This window comes from Blautia ammoniilytica (assembly GCF_025566965.1).
Taxonomy (GTDB): domain Bacteria; phylum Bacillota; class Clostridia; order Lachnospirales; family Lachnospiraceae; genus Blautia_A; species Blautia_A ammoniilytica.
In genome coordinates this window covers 176,425-195,680 of record NZ_JAOQJL010000001.1, presented here as the reverse complement: position 1 = coordinate 195,680, position 19,256 = coordinate 176,425, and the positions used below count along the sequence as shown (strand labels likewise).

General features: G+C 42.9%; 14 protein-coding genes and 1 riboswitch. Of the genes, 2 read left to right on the top strand and 12 right to left on the bottom strand.

Annotated features, from left to right (window positions below; translation table 11 throughout):
* Positions 1-120: 120 nt before the first annotated feature.
* From rhaD to OCV61_RS00795, 8 genes are all read right to left on the bottom strand, one after another.
* Positions 121-942: a rhamnulose-1-phosphate aldolase gene (gene rhaD, locus OCV61_RS00830; protein WP_158420159.1), complete on the bottom strand. Its 822-nt coding sequence runs from the start codon at positions 940-942 to the stop codon at positions 121-123.
* Positions 943-944: 2 nt separating this feature from the next.
* Positions 945-2,681 carry a dihydroxyacetone kinase subunit DhaK gene (gene dhaK / locus OCV61_RS00825; RefSeq protein ID WP_158420157.1) on the bottom strand — a complete coding sequence of 579 codons (1,737 nt, stop codon included), beginning with the start codon at positions 2,679-2,681 and terminating at the stop codon, positions 945-947.
* Positions 2,678-4,174 (bottom strand): rhamnulokinase, encoded by a 1,497-nt coding sequence (locus OCV61_RS00820; protein WP_158420155.1) that lies wholly within the window; start codon positions 4,172-4,174, stop codon positions 2,678-2,680. Before OCV61_RS00820 ends, dhaK begins: the two co-directional genes overlap by 4 nt.
* Before the next feature lie 17 nt (positions 4,175-4,191).
* Positions 4,192-5,388: an L-rhamnose isomerase gene (locus OCV61_RS00815; protein WP_158420153.1), complete on the bottom strand. Its 1,197-nt coding sequence runs from the start codon at positions 5,386-5,388 to the stop codon at positions 4,192-4,194.
* 19 nt (positions 5,389-5,407) lie between these two features.
* Positions 5,408-6,196, bottom strand: a complete 789-nt coding sequence (locus tag OCV61_RS00810; protein WP_158420151.1) for a DeoR/GlpR family DNA-binding transcription regulator — start codon at positions 6,194-6,196, stop codon at positions 5,408-5,410.
* A gap of 85 nt (positions 6,197-6,281) precedes the next feature.
* Complete coding sequence (locus OCV61_RS00805) at positions 6,282-7,220, bottom strand: substrate-binding domain-containing protein (RefSeq protein WP_262582570.1); 939 nt, start codon at positions 7,218-7,220, stop codon at positions 6,282-6,284.
* 22 nt (positions 7,221-7,242) lie between these two features.
* A complete protein-coding gene (locus OCV61_RS00800) occupies positions 7,243-8,208 on the bottom strand; it encodes an ABC transporter permease (RefSeq protein WP_158420149.1) in 966 nt (321 codons plus the stop codon).
* Between the two features lie 15 nt (positions 8,209-8,223).
* On the bottom strand, positions 8,224-9,711 hold the full coding sequence (locus tag OCV61_RS00795) for a sugar ABC transporter ATP-binding protein (RefSeq protein WP_330382850.1): 1,488 nt from the start codon (positions 9,709-9,711) through the stop codon (positions 8,224-8,226).
* 283 nt (positions 9,712-9,994) lie between these two features.
* On the opposite strand from OCV61_RS00795, the gene OCV61_RS00790 reads away from it, so the two are divergent.
* Together OCV61_RS00790 and OCV61_RS00785 are read left to right on the top strand one after the other, a co-directional pair.
* The gene (locus tag OCV61_RS00790) at positions 9,995-11,053 is read left to right on the top strand and encodes a DUF6786 family protein (protein WP_158420145.1); all 1,059 of its coding nucleotides are present in this window, start codon (positions 9,995-9,997) and stop codon (positions 11,051-11,053) included.
* Positions 11,054-11,131: 78 nt separating this feature from the next.
* Positions 11,132-12,988: an outer membrane protein assembly factor BamB family protein gene (locus OCV61_RS00785; protein WP_262582569.1), complete on the top strand. Its 1,857-nt coding sequence runs from the start codon at positions 11,132-11,134 to the stop codon at positions 12,986-12,988.
* Positions 12,989-13,094: 106 nt separating this feature from the next.
* Here the strand turns inward: OCV61_RS00785 and OCV61_RS00780 are convergent, their stop codons facing one another.
* The 4 genes from OCV61_RS00780 to OCV61_RS18725 form a co-directional block, all read right to left on the bottom strand.
* The gene (locus OCV61_RS00780) at positions 13,095-14,006 is read right to left on the bottom strand and encodes a cation diffusion facilitator family transporter (protein WP_158420143.1); all 912 of its coding nucleotides are present in this window, start codon (positions 14,004-14,006) and stop codon (positions 13,095-13,097) included.
* A gap of 118 nt (positions 14,007-14,124) precedes the next feature.
* Positions 14,125-14,222: riboswitch (NiCo riboswitch) on the bottom strand.
* 109 nt (positions 14,223-14,331) lie between these two features.
* Complete coding sequence (locus OCV61_RS00775) at positions 14,332-15,738, bottom strand: MATE family efflux transporter (RefSeq protein WP_244092986.1); 1,407 nt, start codon at positions 15,736-15,738, stop codon at positions 14,332-14,334.
* A gap of 163 nt (positions 15,739-15,901) precedes the next feature.
* Positions 15,902-17,593: a type 2 periplasmic-binding domain-containing protein gene (locus OCV61_RS00770; RefSeq protein WP_262582568.1), complete on the bottom strand. Its 1,692-nt coding sequence runs from the start codon at positions 17,591-17,593 to the stop codon at positions 15,902-15,904.
* A complete protein-coding gene (locus OCV61_RS18725; RefSeq protein ID WP_262582573.1) occupies positions 17,583-19,256 on the bottom strand; it encodes a cache domain-containing sensor histidine kinase in 1,674 nt (557 codons plus the stop codon). Before OCV61_RS18725 ends, OCV61_RS00770 begins: the two co-directional genes overlap by 11 nt.

The following is a 19,256-nucleotide window of genomic DNA, read 5'->3' as shown; positions in this document are numbered from 1 at the left end:
TTTAAAATAAACACACAGGAATACAGGTTAGCACATTTTCCTCACTTTTTCAAGATTAAATTCACAAATTTGCAGATAAAAAGACCACCTCAGGATTTTTCCCTAAAGTGGTCTATCTTACTAAATATATTCCTCAGGCAGATCCAGGTGAAACACTTCTGCCAGTTTTCTATACTGCTCATCTGTTACCACGCCAACCGGTTCTTCTTTATATTTCCGAATCTCCAGATACATATCTGATGATTTCTCTACCGTATGAACAATCCCGATGGTTTCATTACAGTCTGCTGCGGATACCAGGATTCCATGCTGGCTCCAAAGAACCACATTATATTTTTTCATCAGTTCACCGGTTTTTTGAGCCAGCTGCACTGTTCCCGGTACACACCAGTCGATGATTCCGATCCCTTTTGGAAATGTCATGGGGCACTCCGGCTCCATATCCCACAATGCCCTAGTGATTTTTCTGCTGTCATGCTCCAGTATGCTGGTAAGGATAATAGCCTTTTTCGGATGGGCATGATAAACGATCCTGTTATATTCTTCCCCAATCTGCACCTTTGTTTCATGTATAAACAGATGAGGCATAAATTCACTGGTTGGTTTTCCCCCATTTCCGGTCAGTCCCCACAACACCTTATAGGCGGTTCCTTTTTCATTCAGCTTTACGATTCCAAAAACCTCTTCCGGATACTCTGATGCATCTCTGAAGCATTCCCCGCTGCCTGTAACAACAAAGAAGCTGTCTCCCAGAACAGAAAAGCCTTCCTCCATTTCCACCCATGGAGAATCTTCTGTCAAAAAGGGCTGTACCTGTTCTGCTTCCTGCTTATTCATTCGATAGGTAATATTTCCCCCGTGATATTCATGCCAGCCAAGCTGCCATCCATCACAGGCCATACGGATCAAATCCCTGAAAAAGCGTATTTTTTTCATCTCCATATTTACTTTAACGCCTCCGTAATCCAACTGAATATAACACCAAGGGCATAAGCACCTGCATCCGGATGTCCAAGACTTCTCTCTCCTACCACACCGGCTCTCCCCATTCTTGCCACAATCTTTTCCGTTTCCTTTGCTCCTTTCACAGCTGCCGCAGATGCCTCCTTAAAAGCTTCTTTTATATCCATCTGTTTTTTTCCGCATGCAACAAGTGTATCTGCATAAGGGACCAGTGCATCGATCAAAGTTTTATCACCGACAACTGCACCTCTGCCAAAGGATTTTTCTCCGGTTCTCTGAATGCTTCTTACTACTTCTTCCATCATTTCGCCGAACTCATCCAAAGACAGAGATACTTTTCCTTTTGCCCATTTTCCAGCTCCCATAAAGGCAGAACCCCAAATTGGTCCGGAAGCTCCTCCGCAATACTCAATAATGATCATTCCGCAGGCTTTCAGAAAACCTTCTATGGTGTCTTTCTCTTTCAGCATCAGCCATTCGTTTCTCAGCTGTCTGAATCCCTTTGCCACGCTTGCCCCAAAGTCCCCGTCTCCGGCATAAGAATCAATGGTACAGAAAGGCACCTCATGGTCAATGATACACTGTCCCATCTGAGCAACCATATATTTTATATTTTCAGGAGATACCTGTTCTCCCACATACTTCCAGGAGTCTTCTGTTTCAAAAACCTGTGCCTCTGTTACAGTAAGATCCGTTTCCCTGAAAGGGATCACTGGCACAGGCCCGTCCACACGAAAAGCAGGCGCACAGGATTCACAGTCCAGATAATGCTTTAAAGATTCATCCAGCTTCATAATGGTAAGAGATGCCCCCATCATATCAATACTGGTCATATAGTTTCCAACAAAACTTCGGTACACTGTAAGATTTTCATACTGATCCAGTTCTCTTCGCACATCATTGGCAAGTACGTACAGTTCCTGCAGTGCCGTTCCGCCAAAGCCATTTACCAAAATGGCGATCTCTCCCTTATTTTCCATATTAAGCGCCTTAAGAAGCTGGCTGGTCATACGTGCTGCCAGTTCCCTGCTGGTAACAGATGTTTCCCTCTGGATCCCGGGTTCTCCATGGATCCCTACGCCATACTCCATTTCACCGTCACAGATCTGGAAGGTAGGAGAGCCTTTTGCAGGAACCACACAGGAAGAAAATGCAAAACCAATCGATTTTACAGAATCTGCTGCATGTGCTGCAATTTTCTGTACTTCCTCCAGGGAACAACCTTCTTCTGCAGCAGCTCCTGCAATCTTATGCACCAGCACAGTTCCTGCCACGCCACGCTGTCCTACTGTATATAGGCTGTCCTTCACAGCAATATCATCACTTACAACTACATATTTTACTTCTATCCCCTCTTCTTCTGCCAGGGCCGCACCATTTTTAAAGTTCATAAGATCCCCGCTGTAGTTTTTTATGATCAGCAAAGTACCTTTTTCACTTCTTGTTTCTTCAATCGCCTTATATACCTGGATCTGGGTAGGGGATGCAAAAATGTCTCCGCATACAGCTGCATCCAGCATACCTTTTCCTACATATCCGGCATGTGCCGGTTCATGACCGCTGCCGCCTCCACTGATCAATGTAACCTTGCCGGGATCCAGATCTTTTCTTCTGATTATCTTATATCGCTCATCATTTGTAACCAGCGGATTTGTCATTGCAATGCCATTGCACAATTCATAAACAAATCTGTCGGCTTTATTCATGATTTTTCTCAAATCCTCTGCCCTCCGTCATTCTTTATTACCCGTCTGTATCTTTCGTACATAAGCTTCCAGACATCCTTGTTTTCCGGTTCATAATATCGGATATTTTCTTCTCTTTTCAACATTTCCCGAAATTCCCACTGGGAATGAAATTCTCCTGCATGATACAGCTGGGCAAATGCATTACCATAGGAGGTTGCCTCCGAGATTCCTGCTGCCACCTGCATTCCTGTGGCATTGGCCACACACTGGTTCAGGAACGCAGCCTGGGATCCTCCTCCCACAATATAGATCCTGGCATAATCCGCTTTTTTCTGCTCCTTTAATATTTCCACAGTTTCCAGGTAGTTCATTGCCAGACTTTCATAAATACATCTTGCGATCTGTGCCTGTGACTGTGGCACTTTCTGTCCTGTCTTCCGGCAATACTCCTGGATAGCCTTTGGCATATCACACTGTTTCTGGAAGGCTTCATTCTCCGGATAGATAAAGCACATAAATTCTTCTGTATCTTTCAGACCCTCTCCCATCTGATCATAGGTGATCGTTTGTCCCAGTTCCTTCCAGCACCGCATACATTCCTGTATCAGCCACATTCCTGTCAGGCTTCTGCAGTAGCGGATCGTTTTTCCAAATCCGCCTTCATTGGTAAAATTCCCCAGAAATCCCTTTTCATTGATCACAGGTTCCCTGGTTTCTATCCCGATCACAGACCAGGTTCCACTGCTGATATAGATAAAATTTTCTTTTTCTGCTGCCGGAACAGCCAGCACAGCAGAAGCTGTATCATGAGATGCCACCGTCACCAGTTTTGCCTCTTTCATCCCTGTTCTGTCCTGAATCTCTGAAAAAAGGGTATAAGAATCCTCTCCCGGATACTTTATATCCGAAAAAAGTGTTTTTCTTAATCCAATTTCACTGATCAGAGGGAAATTCCATTGTTTTGATTTCATATCCAGCAATTGGGTAGTAGATGCGATAGTGTATTCCGCTCCCTTTTTGCCGGTAAGAAAATAAGAGATCAGATCCGGGATCATTAAAACTGCTTCTGCGTTATTTAACTGCTCCGGATGTTTCTGAATTTCATAAAATAACTGATAGATTGTATTGCCACATAAAAACTGGGTTCCTGTCCTTTGATACAGTTCCTTCCCCGTCATCTTCCGCAAAAGCAGATCTGCTCCTGCAGCCCCTCTTTTATCCCGATAGGATACCGGATTGCCTGACAGTCTGCCGCAGCTGTCAATCACTCCGTAATCAAGGCCCCATGTATCAATCCCCATACTGCTTATGGGATACTGTGTCCCCACACGGATCATAGCCTCAAGGATATTCTGATACAGATACAGAAAATCCCAGTAAGCAGTACCGTTCAGATAAACTGCCTGATTGCCGAACCTGTGCTGGCAGATCTGCTCCATCCTTGTTCCGTCAAAAGAAAAAACGATTCCTCTTCCGCTGGAAGCACCAAGATCAAAGGACAATACGTATTTTTTCCTGTCCATATCCTGTTCCTGCTTCCTTATCCTCTTTTCTTTCTGTCTGCAAAATATTCAGAATGAATATAATTTGTATATGGATCACCCTGGATCCCATGACGGTTCCGCCACTCCTCAAGAAGAAGACTTACATCTGTATGATAAGCCTGCATCAGGCACTGATTTGCCCCCAGGATATCATTATCCAGCTGCAGCTGCTGAAGCTTTTTCCTGTTTACCAGAAGGGCTTTTGCATAGGCTGTCTGAAGATTTACCACGGAAAGGATCATGGCTTCTACCTTTGGTTCAATATAAAAACTGATGTCCAGTCCCTGTAATACACTTCTTGCAGAGCTTTCTGTTTCTTTTTCACAAATCCCTGCAACGATTTCATTTTCAATTGCAAAAAGCCTTAATGGATTGATGGTTCCCGGGATCAGGTCATCATCTGCACAAACATTATCGTTTAAATGGAAAGCTCCCAGACGCTGCTCATCAATGAGAAGGGAAACAATCTGTGCCACATTTACACCGAAAGCATGATGTCCAAGATCTACGGTTACTTTCGCCTGCTCCCCAAGTCTGGACGCATAATATAAGGCTGTACCCCAGTCCGGAATATCCATATGGTAGGAAGATGGTTCAAACAGTTTATATTCAATATTATACTGAACGCCACAGGACACTGCATGGTCATAGCCTTCTTTCAAGGATTCCAGCATCCATTTTCTACGCATTCTGTAATCATTCTGTCCTGGAATGTCACTCCCGTCAATGGTCCACACATTCAGGGATTTAGCACCAACTGTATGGGCTACATCAATACAGTGGTTCAGTGTATCTACGGTCTTTTTACGTATCTTTTTATCTGAATTTGCAAGTGTGCCGAGCCTAAAATCATTGTCCTGGAACATATTTGTATTTAAAGTTCCAAAGGTCATCCCCTTTTCTTCCACATATTCCCTGGCAGCTTTATAATCACACTGATCCCACGGAATATGCATACAGATCTGTCCGCCTTTTCCTGTGTATTTCAGAACCTGTTCACAGTCATCCACTCTCTCAAAAAAGTCCCTTGCATCTCCCTTTTGTTCAAAAGAGAAAAATCTGGTTCCTGATTTTGAAAATCCCCAGGAAGGAACCTCCACAAGAAGCTGATCCAGTTCCCTTAGCACCCATTCCACATCAATTCCGTTTTTTTCCAGTTTTTCTGCCAGTATTTCAAATCCGGTCCTATCCATTCATTCATATCCTTTCTGTCTATTCCAGCTGTTTTTCACTTCCATCTGGATCTGCAACAATCATTGGTATCCCGGCTTTTTCATATGCATTTACGATTTTCGGATCAATCTGTGAATCTGTAATAATTCCTGTCAGTCTTTCCAGGGGTGCTGTTACGATCGGGGTAAGGATGGAAAACTTGGTATGGTCTGCAAGAAGATAAATCTTCTCTGCGGATGACATCATTGCCCGTTTTACCCTGCTTTCAGACTCATGGGCATCCATCATCCCATATCCAAGACCTACTCCTTCACTGGTAAGAAAGCATTTGCTTACCCTGTAACTGCCAACGATCTTCTCCGTTGTTTCCCCTGTCATAGACATGTTTCTTTCCCTTAGTTCTCCACCTGCTACAAAGCATCTGACTCCCTCTGCCACAGCAAGCTCCCTGGCAATATCCAGTGAATTGGTCAACACTGTAACATTCTTCTGAAGCTTTTTTGCCAGACAGAATGTGGTCGTCCCGGAATCCAGTGCGATAAAATCCCTGTCATTAATCAGTGAAACAGCGGCGGCAGCAATCTGGTTTTTCAGATCCAGTTTCTCCCAGTAGCGATTATTAAATGGTTTCTCATCAAATTCTTCTACCAGTACCGCCCCTCCAAGGACTCTCCTTATCAGATTCTTTTTTTCCAGCTGGATCAGATCCTTACGGATGGTTTCATTGGTCACGCCACAGGTTTTTACAAGCTCCTCGATTTCTCCTTTTTTACCATTTTTATGCATATAATCCAGGATTATCTGGTGCCTTTCTGTTTTATTCATCATACGCCTCCTGTTTACACTGTATATTATACTGGTTGTCTTTTTTAAGGTAATCTAAATAAAACAGAAAAGCAACCATTTTTTCAGATTATTCTGCTGTGTCTTTGGTGATCAGAGTTACTTCAATCGCTGTAGACTCCTCAATCTCTTTTCCTTCCAGATAATCATGAGCCAGATCCACGCCTCCTGTTCCCATAAGCTCTGGCTGTTGTGCTACAGTTCCTGCCAGTTTTCCATCTTTTACTGCCTGTACTGCATCGTCATCTGCATCAAAACCAACGATCACAATATCTTCTCTGCCTGCTGCCTGGCATGCTTCCATTGCGCCCATTGCCATTGTATCATTGTGGGCAAATACTGCCTTAATATCAGGATGTGCCTGCAGTGCATTTTCCATAATGGTCATACCTTCTGCTTTATCCCAGTTACCGATATCACTGACAACTACATCAATGCCTTCCACATCATCAACCGCTTCATGGAAGCCCTGTCCTCTGTCACGGGCAGCAGAAGTTCCTGCCTGTCCCTGGATCTCCACTACTTCACCGCCATCATCGCCAAGCTGTTCTACAATGTACTCTCCTGCAATCTTTCCGCCATATACATTGTCGGATGCAAGATGAGAGATCACTTCTCCTGAATTTGCCACACGGTCAACAGTAATAACCGGGATCCCGGCATCGTTGGCAAGAGCAAGAGTGGCTCCTGCTGCATCGGAATCCACAGGATTATAAAGAATCACATCCGGATTCAATGACAGAAGGTCTTCCATGTTGGTCATTTCTTTTGCAGCATCCTTATCAGCGCCATATTCCACCAGTTCATATCCATATTTATCACATTTTTTCTGGGCACCATCAATCAGCTTCTGGATAAATTCATTTTTATCATTATAAACAAGAAGACCGATCAGAACATCCTTTTTCTCTGTATCCTTGCTTTCCTCTGCCATCACTGCTCCACATGGAACTGTCATTGCTGCTGCAACACCGATTGCTGTAAGTTTTTTCATTAATTTTTTATTCATGATACCTTCTCCTTTTAAATTTTTATGCCTTTTTCCCCGTTTTTGCATCTGCCAATACTGCCAAAAGAATTACCACACCCTTTACAACTACCTGATAATAGGTATCCACACCCATCAGATTTAAAAAATTATTCAGCATTCCGATAATAATGGCACCTATAATGGTAAATCCAACATGTCCCTCCCCTCCTCGTAATGATGTACCGCCGATTACAACGGCTGCAATTGCATCCATTTCATATGTTTCACCTGCATTAGGCTGTGCGGATGCCACTCTGGCAGATATGATGATCCCAGCAATTGCCGCCATTACTCCACAAGCTACATATGCCAGTATCATTGTCAGTTTTGTATTGATTCCGGAAAGCTTTGCAGCTTCCTCACTACCTCCTACTGCATAAATATGTCTTCCATAAGTTGCTTTGTTTAGCAGATAGTAAGAAACTATGTATACAAGAAATACCAGTACAAAAGAAAATGGGATTGAATTTGCTATCAGACCTCCATAAATCCATTTATATCCCAGCCCACTTTTGGATGAAAGATCAAGTGGAATGGGAGAGCCTTTTGTAATGATATAGGTAAGTCCCCGAAAAATAGACTGAGTAGCCAATGTAACAATCATTGGCTGAAGCTGCATCTGTGATACGAAAATACCATTAAAAGCACCTATCACCGCTCCAAATGCCAGTCCTGTAATCAGGGTAATTCCCAGATTCACACCGCTTCCAATCATGTTTATGGTTACTGCCCCAACAAAAGCCAGAGTTGCTCCTACTGAAATATCAATTCCTCCTGTAAGGATTACAAAGGTCATTCCTGCTGCAAGAATGGCATTTGTTGCGATCTGTTTGAAAATATTGGAAAAGTTTGATACCGTTAAAAACTTTGGTTCTATGATTCCCAGAATCACTGCTGCAAAAATCAGAATCAGAAACATTCTGTATCTTCCCAATATTTTGATATATTCTTTTTTACTTTTACTCATTTTCCACACCTTTCCTCATGCCTGATCCAGGATCATATGCATGATTTTTTCCTGAGAAGCTTCCTGCCTGGATAATTCCCCCTTGATATAGCCTTCATTCATAACAATGATCCGGTCACTCATTCCCAGGATTTCTGGCATCTCTGAAGAAATGATCACAATTGCCTTATTCTTTTCTTTCAATTCATTGATCAGGTTATATATTTCTTTTTTTGCTCCTACGTCAATCCCTCTTGTAGGTTCGTCCAGGATCAGTACATCTGGCTCAGTCATCAGCGCCTTTGCAAGGATTACTTTCTGTTGGTTTCCACCTGACAGATTTCTCACAAGTTGAAAAATGGATGGGGTTTTTACCCTAGTTCTCTGCCTAAAATCTTCAGCAGCTTCTTTCTCTGTTTTTTTCAATACAGTAAAGCACCTGGATATTTTTTTCAGGGAAGACAATGTCATATTTGTCCGTACATCCAAAAGCATCACAAGGCCGTCTCTTTTCCTGTCTTCTGTCATATAATAAAGCCCTGAATGAATTGCCTGCTTGATGGAGCCTTTCGGCACTTTCCGGTTCTTTACACAGACCTGGCCTTCCTGATATGGATAACAGCCGTATATGGTCTTTGCAAGCTCCGTCCGGCCTGCTCCTACCAGCCCTACGATCCCTACGATTTCCCCGGCATGTACAGAAAGAGAAATGTTATGCACATATTCGTTGGAAATCCGCTCCACCTTCAGAACTTCTTCCCCCTTTTGTACTTCCACATGTGGAAACTGTTCATCCAGCTTTCTTCCTACCATCATACTTACCAGTGACTCATTGGTGATCTCACTTACCGACTTCTCCCCAATAAATTCCCCATCCCTCATCACTGTTACCATGTCACAAATCTGGAAGATTTCTTTCAGACGGTGGCTAATATAAATAATAGCCTTGCCTCTTTTCTTCAGATCCTCAAGTACCCGGAATAAACTATCCACTTCTTCATCTGGAAGCACATCTGTAGGTTCGTCCATAACAATCACTTGTGCATCATATAAAAGCACTTTTGCGATTTCAACCATCTGTTGCTGGGCAATGGACAATGTTTCAATTCTTTTTTCCGGATTCAAATCCATATTCAATATACGAAGCAGTTCCCGGCTTTTCTGTATCATGTATTTTTTATCTGCAATTCCCAGGCCTTTAGTCTTTTCGCTTCCCATAAAAATATTTTCATAAATAGTCATCTTAGGAATCAAGGTAAGTTCCTGATGGATAATTGCGATTCCATCATTCATGGCCTGTCTGGTATTCTGGTATTCCACCTGTTTTCCTTTGTAGACAATGGTTCCGCTATCCCTTTTATAAACGCCTGTCAAAACCTTCATCAATGTACTTTTACCGGCTCCATTTTCACCCAGCAAAGCCATAATCTGACCTTTCCGTACATTCAATGAAGCATTATGAAGTGCTATAACCCCTGGAAACCTTTTTTCAATTCCCTGCATTTTCAAAATAGGTTCATCCACATTACTTCCTCCATTATTTTTCGTTTTTGCTTGCCTCATTTCTTGAGTCTGATTATATATTGGTTTTTCCAATGCGTCAACATACTTTTCCAATATTTTTGCATAAAATTGCATCTTTTTATTTGTTAATATCGGAGAATTATATTGTTTTTTGCATTTTTATTTGCATTTTCCAATTTTTTATATATAATTCAATATATAGATTGGTTTTTCCAATTATATTAATTATAATAAACAATAGTATCTACAGCTTATGCCAGTTATAGAGAGGTGAAAGATTACAATGAGTGAAATCGAAATCAAACAACTGAAAAATTTTTTGAAGAAAAGTGGTAAAACATTTCGTGAATTTTCCCTGGATTCCAGACACAAAATGCTGATCCAAGAGGATGGCTGTCGCATCTTTGGTCCATATATTTCGGATTCTTCAGTTCCTCTTACATGGATCAACAGCAAATATCCTAAAAGTCCTTCTTTTGATGACTTTTTCAATGCAGGAAACTGGGATATGGGCGGTGACAGAATCTGGATTGCCCCGGAATTTCCTTTTTTCACCAAATCCAGGGAACACTTTAAGGAATCTTATACTGTACAACCCGGTATTGACCCTGCAGACTATCATATTTCCAGTGAGGCACCAGGGCTGATAGAACTTAGTTCTCTGCTCCAGGCAGATTTATATGAATCCAGTTGGAAACATAAGCGTTTTCATATCCGCCGCCAGATCCGTCCGCTCTCAAATCCTCTTTCGGCATCCTGCGTTTTTTCCGATCTGGTCACAAAGGTTTCCTATTGTGGTTTTCAGGAGCATATCTATCTGGAAGATTTTACACCAGACGCTCCCATGCCTCTGGAAATCTGGAATCTTTTCCAGGTACGTCCAGGCGGAACCTTTCTTATCCCTTATCGCGGAAAAACTCTGGACTATGTGGACTACTATGCCCCTTCTTCAGGAAATGTACTGTCCTTTGAAAATGGGCTTGCCAAAGTAAAGGTTCATTCCCATGAAGAACATAAAATAGGCTTTAAGGCTTATCAGACTCATGGAAGGGTGGGATATCTGTTAAAGCTTTCCGAAAATCAATGGACACTGCTGATACGAAACTATTACAACAATCCTTCTGATCCGTATATCAAGGAGCCTTCTGATACCCCCGGACAAACCGGCTGTTCTCTTTTTATCTATATGAACGATACCAGAGACGATGGTTTCGCAGAACTTGAAACAACCAGCACTACTTTCGGATACCCAGACAGCGGTAACGGATATATGGATCTGGATTTCTGGTTTTTCACCGGGACTTCAGAAAATATACAGCAGATTATTGACCTGCTACTTTAACCAGTTCTTGCCCTTCCTTTTTCCTGATGGTATAATGTATTTTATCAGGTTATTTATAGGGAAAAGGAAAAATATAAAATGAAAACACAAAAAAAAGTCTCTCCAGGCAACGGTAAAAACAGCAAGGCTAAAAACCAAAGAAAACAATCCGGGCATTCCGGCAGATTTGCAAAATCCCTTCTGCTTACGGAAGGTCTTCTGATCGTTCTGGCAGTTATGGTTTTAATGGGCATTCGGCTTTGGCAGAAAAGTAATCCTGCTTCTGCAGCTTCCGCTGTGCTTCAGGATAAGCCAGATGGTCTGAACCTTGTTCATGCATCGGATCCCTCAGCCAGATCTGCAAAAGCTGCTCAGAAAAATAGCAAGGACAGCTCTGGGGATACTCCCAAAGGGCTGCAGCCGGAAGCTTTTGCTCCCCACTGCACTGAGTCTACCGCACCCTCCAATTACATACAGACTACAGAGATCAATATTGATGGGACTACACTGACCAATCCGTTAAGCTATAAACCGGACCAGGAGATTTCTTTTGGAAAAGGCAGCGAATATACAGATGTAGATGGCATTGTTACCTTCCGGGGTAATAATTTCCGCGATAACCCTGTTTATGGAACTGCTGATATGAAGAAGAACAAGCTTACCAGTCTTTGGTCTGCCAAAACCAGTTCCATTACTTATAATGGTGCCACCTGGTCTGGCAGTGGCTGGACCGGACAGCCGTTGATAATGAAATGGCCTAAGAAAGTGAAAAAGGTCATGAATATGTATGACTGGGCAAAAGAAAAGGATGATCTTGTGGAAGTCATCTATGCCTGCATGGATGGGTATGTATATTTCCTGGATCTGGAAACCGGAGAAGCGACCCGTGACACTTTGAATCTTGGTTTCACATTTAAAGGTTCCGGCGCACTTGATCCCAGAGGATATCCGATTCTGTATGTTGGCGCCGGTTATGACAGCAATCAGGGTACAGCCCGCGTCTTTGTGGTAAACCTTCTTGATTGTTCCGTAATGTACACCTTTGGGAACAACGATCCATTTTCCCTGCGGGGAGCATTAAGCTATTTTGACTCTTCTCCGCTTGTAGATGCAGACACAGATACTCTGATCTATCCTGGCGAAAACGGGATTCTTTATCTGATCCGTCTGAACACACAATACGACCAGGAAGCCGGTACTCTGTCCATCAATCCGGATCATATAGTAAAATGGCATTATTATGGGAACCGTACCAGCGTTGCGTCCTACTGGCTTGGCATGGAGGACAGTGCCGCTGTATATGGCGGATATCTTTTTGTCACAGACAATGGGGGCAATCTGATGTGTCTGGATCTGAATACGCTTCAGCTTGTCTGGGCTCAGGATACACTGGATGACTCCAACTCCACTCCTGTGTTGTCCATAGAAGATGACCATTTGTACCTTTATGTAAGCACTTCTTTCCGTTTAGGCTGGAGAAGCAGCAGCTCTGCTGAAGTACCGATCTGGAAGATTGATGCACAGAACGGCCGTATCATATGGAAAACTTCCTATGAGTGTTACTCTGATGACGGTGTATCCGGTGGTGTACAGTCAACCATTGCTTTAGGAAAGAAGAAGCTGTCTGACTATATTTATGTAACCGTAGCCAAAACCGGTGCTCAGTATGATGGTGTACTGGCTTGTCTTGATAAAAAGACCGGTGAAGTCAAGTGGGAGCATAAAGCATATTATGCCTGGTCTTCTCCTGTATGTGTATACAATTCCGATGGTTCCGGTAAGGTGCTTTATTGCAGTTGTGGTGGAAAGGCTTATCTTCTGGATGGAAATTCCGGAAAGCTTCTGGATGAGAATGAAATTTCCAGTGGAGCGATCGAAGCATCACCAGCTATATACAATGATTATATGGTTGTGGGAACCCGGGACTGCAGGATCTGCGGCCTGAAATTAGAATAAAATCAGAATAAGAGAATGAAATGAAATAACCATTGAACAAAGTGTAGTTAAACTGAACATTATCAGTTCTGCAGCTTTTTCAATGGTTATTTTGGTTATTTGTTATTTATTTACCTGTATATGGGTTTACGTGTACCATACAGTGTTTTACATCCTGGAAGGTATTCTCGATCATGTGATGTACTCTTTCTGCAATGGCATGGGCATCATTCAGACTCTGCTGCCCATCTGCAGAGATCTCCAGATCTACATATATTTTGGATCCAAAGAGCCTGGTCTGAAGAACATCTACCCCCTTTACCCCTGGTACTTCCAGAACAGCCTGACGCATCTTGTCTTCTGTCTCCTCATCACAGGAATGATCTACCATCCTGTCTATGGCATCCTTAAAAATATCAATTGCTGCTTTCAAAATGAAAATACAGATCACCACGCTGGCGATAGGATCCATAATAGGACAGCCAAGCCTTGCGCCTAATATACCAACAAAAGATCCAACAGAGGACAGGGCATCGGAACGATGATGCCATGCATCAGCCATCAGTGCACCGGAACTTATCTTTTTCGCCGCTGCTCTGGTATACCAAAACATCCACTCCTTCGTCACTATGGAAACAACTGCAGCTATCAGGGCAAGAAGTCCCGGCTCCATTATCTTCTGCCCTTTGGAGCCAGCAAGAATGCTCTTTATCCCACTCATGCCGATCCCCACACCTGTGGCAAAAAGCAGTCCTGCCAGAATAATCGCAGACACACATTCCAGCCTTTCATGGCCGTACTGATGCTCTGCATCTGACTTCTTACCGGAAAGCTTCACTCCAATGATCACCACGATCGTACTGATCACATCAGATGCAGAATGTACTGCATCTGAAAGCATAGCTCCTGAATGAGCCAGAATACCTGCAAGAAGTTTAAACAAGGATAAAACCAGGTTCACTGTAATACTTACTCCGGAAACTCTCATAGCAATCTTCTGTTGAGTTTGGCTTCCATTTTCTTTGTTTTCCTGTTCCATAATAAGACCTCCTAAGCAATACAAAATGGTCTCTCGTTATGGCACATACATTAAACCACGCAGCGCATCCACAGATCTGTCATTCCTTTTAAAATAAAAAACACACCTGCGGAACATACACTGTCCCACAGATGTGCAATAAGTCTCACATCCGCTGCCGCTTTATGCAGCCCGGCCCCATGCCAGAATCGGCATCGCCTGCTCAGTTTGTACTGTTGATCTCGCATTCTGTTTCTCAATAAGAATGTAATGCAGTGCAAAGAGATTTAGATAATATTACATCAAGCATATTCTTCTGTCAAGAAAAAAAATTCAAGAATGCCTGTTATGAAACAATATTCTGCAGCCAGACTCCTTTTTTCACAAGTGCATATCCTACTACGCACTTCAACAGATCTGCAGTCTGCACTGCTGCAAAAATCCCGATGATGGGCAGCTGGGTATACCGGCTGAGCACATAAGCGATAGGAACGCTGATGCACCATACGAATACACTATCAAAAAAGAAAGTGATGATGGTCTTGCCACCGGAACGCAACGTAAAATAGGCTGCATGCAAAAAGGCGTTGGCTGGCATAAATACAGCCATTACCATAATAAACTGTACAGCCAGCCCCCTTGCTTCCTGGTTTGTATTATAAAGCCTTGGAAAAAATGGTGCCAGCACCAACATTAAAAGGGCAACCCCAGTACAGCAGAATACTGAAAAAGCGATCATCTTGTTGTCTGTATCCCTGGCTTTTTTCATATCCCCGGCTCCCAGAAGCTGTCCTACTACAATGGCAACTGAATCTCCCAGAGCAATAAATACAATGTTAAATACATTATTTATGGTATTGGAGATATTCTGCGCAGCCACCACATTCAATCCTCGCAAAGAATAACATTGCGCCAGCATAGCCATTGCACCGGCCCACAAGGTTTCATTCAGAAGAAGCGGTGTTCCCTTGACCAGGATCTTCTTAGTAAGAACAGCAGGCACCTTCAGTGTACTGTACAGACCTTTTGCAAAAGGTGCTCTCTCTTGATGTGTATGGGTCCATCCGATCACAATGGCAACCTCCACATATCTGGAAAGTACGGTAGCAATGGCTGCTCCCTCTACTCCCAGTTTTGGGAAGAAAAATTTACCATAGATCAGAAAATAATTAAATACAAGATTTACAACGACTGCAGTTACACCGGCTTTCATAGGCAGCACTGTCTCACCACATTCACGAAGGGTACTGGAATATATCTGTACCATCATAAAAGCAGGAAGTCCGAACAGCATGATTCTAAGATAATCAAGGCCATATCCCTTGGTTGCTGCCAGCGCCTGGGCTGTCCCCTCTCCATTCAGGTACATACCGATCAGAGAACTGCCGCAGGTGATAAAAAGGCAAAATGTAATCACAGTCAATCCAATTGCCAGCCACAGCTTATACCGGAATGTCTGCCGTACACCCTCATGGTCTTTCTGTCCAAAATACTGAGCCGTAAATATACCGGCCCCGGAAACACCGCCAAAAATGCACAAATTATAAACAAAGAGCAGCTGATTCACAATCGCTGCCCCTGACATCGGCTCCGTCCCTACCCGGCCGATCATAATATTATCCAGCATACTCACAAAATTCGTGATCCCATTCTGGATCATAATAGGCACCGCTACAGCCAAAACCATTTTATAAAAGGCTTTATCACCGATAAACTTCTGTCGAAAGCTCATCCTCATCCTGGTTCCTTCCATTTTATTTCCTCCTTGCACATAGTATCTGCTATACTACATGATACCAGTAACAATTGCAAGCATTTTCGCACATAAATAAAAAGATACAGTAAAATAATCATTAGCAAATCTATCATAATTTGCCAAATATTATTTTACTGTACCCAAATTGATCCAGCACCGATTATTTGTTGTTTTGCTGCTGGATTTTCCGGGACAATTCCCGTCCTCCCTGCTCCAGCCACTCTTCCACAAAGGTTTCAAAATAATCCATAGGCTTATTCCCCATAACCATCTGGATAAAGGCATTTTTTTCCAGATTCTGCAGGATCTGGGGTGCTTCTCCATCTGACTCTGCAAGATACTGGATCGTAGGCGGCTCATATCCATGATCTACCAAAAGGCCGATAGCTGAGATCCTGGATTTGTATGCAGCCCAGTCCTCTGCATTTACTGCTTCCCCTTTCATGTAGTTGGTAAGATAATTAGTACATGCCGTGTAATAAGACTCCTCCAGTGCGGAAAGCTTGTCCTCTGAGATCTCACGATTCATCGCTTTACGGATATCCTTAGTAGCCATATAAGTGGCATCATAATAATCCACATTGATCACAAGAGGCCTTGCGGTAGGATCTACATTCAATGCAAAATATCCATTCACTTCATCTGCATCATCTGCATCATATCTGCTATAATCAAACAGTACGCTGACGATCTTCATAACGATCTCCGGATGCTCATATCCTTTTCTGACCACCACATACTTATTGTCACTGAAAGAATTATAAAAGTCTGTTCCATAATCCTTATCCCGCTGCACCAGATAATATGGTTCCCAGTCAGAATCCGGATTGTTCATCACTTCATCCATTAAGGGATTATTAGGAGTCCACCACAATCCAAAGAAAGCGCCGCATTTTCCTTCTAATACCAGATCCCTCAGATTATTCTGCTCTCTTAATGCAAAATTCTTATCAATGATTCCTCTTTCATACAGATCATGAATATAGGCAATGGCTTTCTTGGTGGATGCAGTAAGAGATCCATATACAATCTCCCCATCACTACAAATCTGCCACTTTCTGGGATGGGCTCCAAACAAATCAAAAATAGGATCTATGGAATAATTGGCACTGGTGGAGCCTACAAGAACATTGTCACAGATCAGACCAATAGGCTCTTCCCCTTCGTCCGTTCCCATCCTGTTCTTTACAAAAGCTTCAATAATGTCAAATGCATCATCCAGATTTTCAGGCTCCTCAAGCCCTAGCTGATTGATCCAGTCTCTTCTGAGCCACAAGAAGCAAGGGCCATGATCGATCACAGTTTCAGGCAATGCCATCAGCTTTCCGTCATAAGTACCGGATGCAAGAAGTGCCGGACCATAACTGTCATACATTTCCTTAATTCTGTCGGAGGCACAGGACTCGTATACTTGGGAAAGATCTTCGATCATATCATTTTCTACCAGAAGATTCAGTGTTTCCCGATCATTTACTACCATGATATCCGGAATATTACGATCCTGGACCAGTACATTGAGTCCTTCATTGTACCGATCCTCTCTCTCCATGTATACATTCTCGTTCTGAATGTTCAACATTTTTTTCAGATACCTGGTATATTCATTGTCCTCATAAGTATCCCCTGAAGGCAGATTGGAATTACTGGCACCGTTCATCTGAGCCAGCGTATACGTAACCAGTTCCGGATACTTCCCATAAGATGTAGTTGCAGCTTTTTTCCATTCTTCTTCTGTGTCTGCCGCCGACTTTTTGGGCTCTTCTTTAACTTCAGGACTGCCGGTACAGCCTGAAAATGCCAAAACTGCACACGAAGCAACAATGGCAGCACAGATTTTCTTACTAATTCTCACTTTGTAAAACTCCCTTCGGAATCCGCATTTCCACCCGGGTTCCTTCGCCTTTCTTACTATAAATACGGATCTTATGATCCTCTCCATACAAGAGACAGATACGGTCATTTACATTTTTCAAACCATATCCTACAGCCTGATATGTGACCAGGGTCTCCGCTTCTGCCTGATCCATACCTGCTCCATTATCTTCTACCATCAGAAGAACATCATTTCCATCCTGTACAAAGGAAAGCTTCAGGATTTTTTCCCCTTCTTCCTTTACATCCAGACCATGCTCCAGTGCATTCTCTACCACAGGCTGAAGCAGCAGCTTGGGAACGATCTCCCCCTTTACATCAGGATCAATCTTCCATTCTATTCTAAAATCATTGTCGTGCATAACCAGCTGGATTTCCAGATATGCTTCAATATTCTGGATACAGCTTTCAACTGTAACCATATCTTTGCCTTTGCTAAGAGCGGTACGATAAAAGGTGGACAAAGCCAGTGTTACCCTGCTGATCTCGGTCTGGTCACTGCGGATCGCCATCCAGTTGATAATAGAAAGGGAATTATACAGGAAGTGGGGATTGATCTGTGCAGTAAGTGCTTTCAGCTCAAACTCCTTCAAAGCGATCTTACTTTCATAAACCTCCTTAAACAGTCGATTGATCTCATCCATCATGCTCTGGAAACCTCGGATCAACAGTCCTACTTCGTCTTCAGAGTCGCTGTATACTGTAACCTCACGCACGCCCTGGCTTACCTGGTTCATATTCTCTGTAAGTTCTTCGATCTTCCGGGTAAAGAGCCTTGAAAAAGAAAGTCCCAGTGCCAGGATCAATCCTGCACAGATACCGATCAACGGAATCTCACTGATCAGGATCTGAGATACAGTACTGTCTATCACGGACTGCGGCTTGTACAAGAAAAAATGCCAGCCGCTTTCCTCACTAAGGCTGTTTACAGAAGCATATTTCTTGTCAAGGGCAGCAACAATCTGAGCACTGTCCTTTGCTTTCTCCAACATTTCATCCTTAAAATTCTCTTTTCGATAAATAATATTTCCATCACTGTCCAGAATCATGCCGCCGCAGTTCTCATTAATGATATTTTCAAAGGGTTGAAACAGCTTATCATAATCCAAGGTCACACAAAGTACTGCTTCTACGTTCGCTCCACGGTAGATCTTACGCACAGCTGCGATTTGAGACAATGAGCCTTCTACCAGCCACTGGATCTTCATATCATCTGAAAGCCTGTCGTTCCACCACTCCTTATCAATCTGTGCCAGAGGCACCAAGGTATACTCATGGCGCACCTTAATACTCTCTGCAAATAACTGGATCTGAAGAATGGCATCATGATAAGACTTTGGAACTGAAAGAAGCGGATCAGCGATCTCTGTATATTTCTGGTAGGCAATATAATTATCAATATCCTTTTCGTTGATGATCTCTTCAATATCCGGTGAATAGGTCAGGTAATTCAGAAGGCTGGAGTATACTTCGATCTGACTGTCAATCCCTTCCCGAATCTGCTCCAGCATAGAATTCATATCCTCCACTTCATTTCTCCGGCTCATACTGCTGATCCGTATATGACTGTACCATGCCAGGATCACCATAGGAACCAGACTGGCTACTACCAGAAGGATCGTCAGCTTATGACGATATTTCAT